Here is a 587-nt window from a genome sequence, read left to right as displayed (position 1 = left end):
GAGGACGGCGCACCCGGGGTCCGTCGATTAGCGGCCGACGGCGGCGAACAGGGAAAGCAAGGTGTCGATGGCGACGTTCGCCGCGCGCAAGCTGGGCGACATTGCGGAGAACACGGCGAACATCCTGTCGATCGAGCTGCTCGCCGCGGCGCAGGGTGTCGATCTGCGTGCGCCGCACAAGACCAGCCCGAGCCTGCAGAAGGTGATGGACGTGGTGCGCAAGGACGTCGCGCATTACGAACTCGATCACTACTTCGCACCGGATATCGCGGCGGTCACGCGCCTCGTGCAGGACGGCACGATCGCGAAGCTGAGCCCGCTCTCGTTCGTGTCCGAACAGTAATAGGCCATATAAAGCATTCCGAATCATTCAATCCATTCCGAGGGCACCATGAACAACCCGAAACACATCGACCCGCGACTCGACCCGACCCGCACGATCCGCGCCCCGCGTGGTGCAGAAAAGGTGTGCAAGACCTGGATCGCGGAAGCGGCCTACCGGATGATCCAGAACAATCTGGACCCGGAAGTCGCCGAGCATCCGCACGCGCTGGTGGTGTATGGCGGCATTGGCCGTGCCGCGCGCA

At 63.7% G+C, this 587-nt stretch carries 2 pseudogenes; both read left to right on the top strand.

What is annotated here, in order from left to right:
- Window positions 1–343 (top strand): annotated as a pseudogene (locus tag A6V37_RS02885) (aromatic amino acid lyase); the annotation flags it as partial.
- Between the two features lie 48 nt (window positions 344–391).
- A pseudogene (locus tag A6V37_RS02880) lies at window positions 392–587 on the top strand (urocanate hydratase); the annotation flags it as partial.

This window comes from Paraburkholderia ginsengiterrae (assembly GCF_001645125.1).
GTDB classification, from domain to species: domain Bacteria; phylum Pseudomonadota; class Gammaproteobacteria; order Burkholderiales; family Burkholderiaceae; genus Paraburkholderia; species Paraburkholderia ginsengiterrae.
Note: the sequence above shows the minus strand (reverse complement) of the source record. Positions and strands in the feature narration are given on the sequence as shown.